General features: G+C 50.1%; 4 protein-coding genes. 3 read left to right on the forward strand and 1 reads right to left on the reverse strand.

Annotated elements, in window-relative coordinates; genetic code table 11:
* Together RMO52_RS10195 and RMO52_RS10200 are read left to right on the forward strand one after the other, a co-directional pair.
* Nucleotides 1–1,818: nitrate ABC transporter ATP-binding protein (locus RMO52_RS10195; RefSeq protein WP_310413624.1), on the forward strand; the 1,818-nt coding region annotated here is incomplete at its 5' end.
* A gap of 95 nt (nucleotides 1,819–1,913) precedes the next feature.
* Nucleotides 1,914–2,699, forward strand: a complete 786-nt coding sequence (locus tag RMO52_RS10200; RefSeq protein WP_310413627.1) for a nitrate ABC transporter ATP-binding protein — start codon at nucleotides 1,914–1,916, stop codon at nucleotides 2,697–2,699.
* Between the two features lie 123 nt (nucleotides 2,700–2,822).
* Here RMO52_RS10200 and RMO52_RS10205 read toward each other — a convergent pair whose 3' ends face one another.
* Nucleotides 2,823–3,047: a hypothetical protein gene (locus RMO52_RS10205; protein WP_310413630.1), complete on the reverse strand. Its 225-nt coding sequence runs from the start codon at nucleotides 3,045–3,047 to the stop codon at nucleotides 2,823–2,825.
* 355 nt (nucleotides 3,048–3,402) lie between these two features.
* Here RMO52_RS10205 and crtD point away from each other — a divergent pair, with 355 nt between their 5' ends.
* Nucleotides 3,403–4,941 (forward strand): C-3',4' desaturase CrtD, encoded by a 1,539-nt coding sequence (crtD, locus tag RMO52_RS10210; RefSeq protein WP_310413632.1) that lies wholly within the window; start codon nucleotides 3,403–3,405, stop codon nucleotides 4,939–4,941.
* The last annotated feature ends 261 nt before the right edge of the window (nucleotides 4,942–5,202 follow it).

The following is a 5,202-nucleotide window of genomic DNA, read 5'->3' on the forward strand; positions in this document are numbered from 1 at the left end:
GATCGAGCCACGACAGGCGGGGTAATTTTAGAAGGGAGAGAAATTACCGAACCTGGGCCAGATCGAATGGTAGTATTTCAGAATTATTCGCTATTACCATGGTTATCAGTGCGGGAAAATATTGCTCTTGCCGTCGATGAAGTTTATAGTAGACAACCCAAAGGCGAACGCAAAAGTATCATCGAACATCATATCGAATTAGTTGGTCTACAAAACTCAGCGAGTAAACGTCCTGGCCAACTTTCAGGGGGAATGAAACAGCGCGTCGCGATCGCGCGTGCCCTAGCTATTCGCCCTAAACTACTACTATTAGACGAACCCTTCGGTGCCCTCGATGCCCTCACCCGTGGCGGCTTACAGGAGCAATTGATGCACATCTGCGAAGAGAGTGGCGTTACTGCCGTCATGGTGACACACGATGTCGATGAAGCCTTATTATTATCCGACCGGGTGGTGATGCTCACAAACGGCCCCGAATCCCAAATCGGTCAAATCCTCACCGTCGATTTGCCTCGTCCCCGCCAGCGGATGGAAGTAGTCAAGCATCCCGACTACTACCCGATGCGGAGTGAAATCATCGACTTCCTCAACCAGCAAAAACGCGTCAAACAACGTCAAGCAAATAAATCGACAACGATCCTCGCCCCCCAAACCAAAAAAATCGAACAAACCACCGTTAATATCGGCTACATCCCACTCACCGACGTTGCGCCGTTGATTATCGCCAAAGAAAAAGGCTTCTTTGCTAAGTACGGCATCGAGCAAATCAACCTCCTCCAGGAAGCGAACTGGGACGCGATCGCCGACCATATTGTCAGCGGCGAACTTCACGCGGCTCAGATGGTCGCAGGGATGCCCCTAGCCCTGACTCTGGGCACGAACGATCGACCATCAACCCCAATTTCCGTCCCTCTCGTCCTCTCGCGGAACGGCAACGCTATCACTCTGAGTACCCAGCTCTACAGTAAGGGCATCCGCACGCTCCAAAACCTGAAGGCGGCAATTAAAACCACAATTATCGAGCGGAAACTGACCCTTGGCATCGTCCATGAATGCTCGATGCACAACCTGATGCTGCGGTATTGGCTCGCCTCCGCTGGCATCGACCCAGATATCGATCTAGACTTGGTGGTTATCCCGCCGCAAGAAATGGTCAGTCAATTGAGATCTGGTGATATAGACGGTTTCTGCGTCGGCGAACCTTGGAATACCGTCGCCATTCAAGAAGGGATCGGTTTTGTTATTGCCACAGATCTGGATATCTGGGCTGGGAACCCAGAGAAAGTGCTGGGATTCAGCGAAAGCTGGGTACAACAGCATCCTAATACTCACAGCGCGATCGTCCGCGCCATCCTCGAAGCCTGTGAGTATTGCGATGAACCCCGCCATCGTCCAGAAATCCTCACCCTGCTCGCCAAACACCTCAATGTCTCCCCTCAAGCCATTCGTCCCGGACTAATCGGGCCATTTGACAGAGGTGGTGGCACCATACCCGAAATTCTCCCCCGTTACCACCAATTTCACGTCGAAAACGCCAACTGTCCTCGCCGCGTCGAAGGACTGTGGATTCTCACTCAACTCGCGCGTTGGGGCATCACCCCTTTCCCTAAAAATCACCTCGAAATCTTGTCTAGAGTCCGCCGGGTAGACCATTTTCTCACGGCTTGTCAGGAATTAGGCTACATCGGCATCGAACCCGATCGCGACCCGTTCCAGCTCTTCGACGGGCAAGTCTTTAATCCTGATGAGCCGCTGAATTATCTCCGCAATCAGCCCATTCATCGGGAGCTGGAAGTTAGAAATGTGGATATTGCCTAGGGTGAGTTGCTGCGGAGATCTACCCACCCCGCCCGTTGGGCACCCCTCCGAGGAGGGGATTTTATAGACGATCCTCTCTATTTACTTAAAAACACATGGCATTCCTGACGATCGATCGAGTTACCAAAGTTTATCCCACTGCTAGCGGCCCTGCTACCATCCTCGATGGGATCGACTTGGCAGTTAATGAGGGCGAATTCATCTGTCTGATCGGGCACTCTGGCTGCGGTAAATCCACCCTCCTGAATATGGTTTCGGGATTCAATACCCCGACTAGCGGTACTGTGACCCTGCAAAACCAACTGATTACCGAACCTGGCCCCGATCGGATGATGGTGTTTCAGAATTACTGTCTGTTGCCGTGGCTGACGGCTTATGACAACATTTACATCGCTGTTGATTCTGTTTATCCTACTTACACCGAAGCTCAAAAAAAAGAAATCGTCCGCGAGCATCTAAATATGGTGGGATTGACTGAATCCGCCAGCAAGAAGCCCGGACAGCTTTCTGGGGGGATGAAACAACGGGTTGCGATCGCCCGCGCTCTGGCTATCAAACCTCAAGTGCTAATCTTAGATGAACCCTTCGGTGCCCTCGATGCGATTACCAAAGAGGAATTGCAAGACGAACTCCTGGCAATCTGGCGCGAAAATAAGGTCACAGTATTGATGATTACTCACGATATCGATGAAGCTCTGTATCTAGCAGATCGATTAGTGATGATGACTAATGGCCCTGCTGCCAAAATTGGCGAAGTACTAGATATCCCCTTCGATCGACCCCGCAATCGCGAGAAGATTATGGCTAGTCATACCTATATCGAGTTACGAAATTATGCCCTCGATTTTCTATTCAATCGCTATGCGCATCTGGATGACTAGCTTTAATTAAAGGTGGGATAAAAACCCAATTCACCCCGTAAATATGTATCGGTAACGACACAATCTCGATCGCTTCCATAAAATAAAGGGTGGATAATATCCACCCTTTATTTTATGCGGTTGTTATTGGGCTGAGGTTACTGTAGCGGCTGGAGAGACTTGCTTGTGACTGGGGCGAATTTCGGCGGGGTATGATGGGGACATCCAGAGCAAAGGTAGGAACGTCAAGCTGACAATGGTTACTAGCGAAGCAGCAACCGAAATTTTAGATAACTGGATCGGTTGGATATCTTGAGGCTTTTGAACGACGCGATCGGTTGGTTTCGATGCAATTGAGGTAAAAGTCATTTATTTTTCTCCTAATCTCTATCGATATCTACAGCGAGCATTTTCTATTTTCCGCAAACTTACGGATGCGATTGTCAAAACGTCGGATATTTCCGGGATGACACTCGATTTAGGAATAGTAGAATGCGGCAATCTCCTCATTTTAACGTGACATTTCGCGGGGTGAGAACGACGCTAACTTTAGTCGATCGACGATCGATCTTCTGTAATAGCGTGAGGACTAAGGATACTTGCAATTGATAAGTAATATGGAGCATTAATGAGAAATTCGCTCAAAGCCACCATCTGTAACCCCTGCGCCATTCATGTAGAAATGTTACGATAAAGACGGCAACCATTTTTCCCGATCGCGTCCATGTCAAATTCATTTCCGAAAGTTGTAGTTATTGGTGCTGGCATCGGCGGCTTGACAGCGGGTGCATTATTGGCAAAACGTGGCTATGAAGTAACCATCTTCGATCGGGCGATCGTCCCTGGTGGCTGTGCATCTACATTCAAGCGCCAAGGCTTTACCTTCGATGTCGGCGCGACTCAAGTTGCTGGCTTAGAACCGGGCGGCATCCATCACCGCATTTTTAGCGAATTAGAAATCGACTTACCGCCAGCGACACCCTGCGATCCGGCTTGTGCGGTATTTTTACCAGGGGAAACCACGCCGATTAGTGTCTGGCGCGACCCCGAACGGTGGCAAGCCGAACGCCAGCAGCAATTTCCAGGCAGCGAACCATTCTGGCAGTTTTTACAGCAATTATTTAATGCGAGCTGGGAGTTTCAAAGCCGCGATCCGATTTTACCCCCGCGCAATCTGTGGGATGTATCGCAGCTAGTCGGCGCACTCCGGCTCGGGACGCTGATTACCGTACCCTTTACCCTGTCTACAGTTGGGGATGCACTCAACTGGTTTGGACTAGGTGGCGATAAACGGTTGCGGACGTTTCTGGATTTGCAACTCAAGCTTTATTCCCAAGTTACCGCTGCTGAGACGGCATTATTATATGCAGCAACGGCGCTAGGCGTGTCACAGACCCCCCAAGGACTGTATCACCTTCAGGGGAGTATGCAGGTGCTGAGCGATCGGTTGGTGGCGTCGCTAGAGCGGGATGGTGGCAAATTATTGATGCGGCATACGGTGGAATCGATCGAGTGTGACGAGGATGGCATCACAGGTGTCACGATCCGCAACCAAAAAACGGACGAAACTTGGACTGAATCTGCGGCTGAAGTGGTGGCAAATGTCACGGCACAGGATTTAGTCAGATTGCTCGGCGATGCGGCTCCTAAGTCCCATCCGATTCCCTTGCTATCGCTCGACGGCTATCGATCGCGTGTCAAAACTTTACCCCAAGCTTCGGGGGCATTTGTGGTGTATTTAGGCGTAAAAACTGCGGCAATTCCCGCCGGATGTCCGCCCCATTTACAATTTCTCTACGATTACGACGGCATCATCGGCGAAAATAATTCGTTATTTGTCTCTGTCAGCCATCCCGGCGACGGACGTGCGCCTGACGGGAAGGCGACGATTATTGCCTCATCATTTGTCGATCCGCATAAATGGTACGCCGAGGGCGTGGATTATGAACAGATGAAAGCTGAATACACGGCTACGGCGATCGCTAAATTGGGTGAATACTTCGATCTCGCACCCGAAAATATCATCGTCACCGAAGCAGGTACGCCGCGCACCTTCGAGCATTATACCGGACGCGATCGCGGCATCGTCGGCGGCATCGGGCAACGAGTATCGACATTCGGGCCATTTGGCTTCGCGACGCGGATTCCCGTCGAGGGATTGTGGATGGTGGGTGACTCTACTCATCCCGGCGAAGGTACGGCAGGAGTTAGTTATTCGGCATTAACTGTCGTGCGCCAGATCGAGCAGCAGGTAAGGGGTTAATTGAGAATTGAGAATTGAGAATTGGGTTTTGAGACTTGTAGCCTTGTAGGGTGGGCACTGCCCACCATCAGGGTTTCAGATAATTCTAATGGTTGAAATAATTGTGCCGATATACTTAATAATTAACGTCAGTTCGGGATAAGAAAGGGAAGAGGCATTAAGCTAGAAGGTATAACTATCAACGCTCTAGCACCTCTTCCTATGAATAGTTTAGACGCATTATTCTCGGATATTGATGATTTCTGTCAAAAATTTGAACCA

Source organism: Chamaesiphon sp. OTE_8_metabat_110 (assembly GCF_031382685.1).
Taxonomy (GTDB): domain Bacteria; phylum Cyanobacteriota; class Cyanobacteriia; order Cyanobacteriales; family Chamaesiphonaceae; genus Chamaesiphon.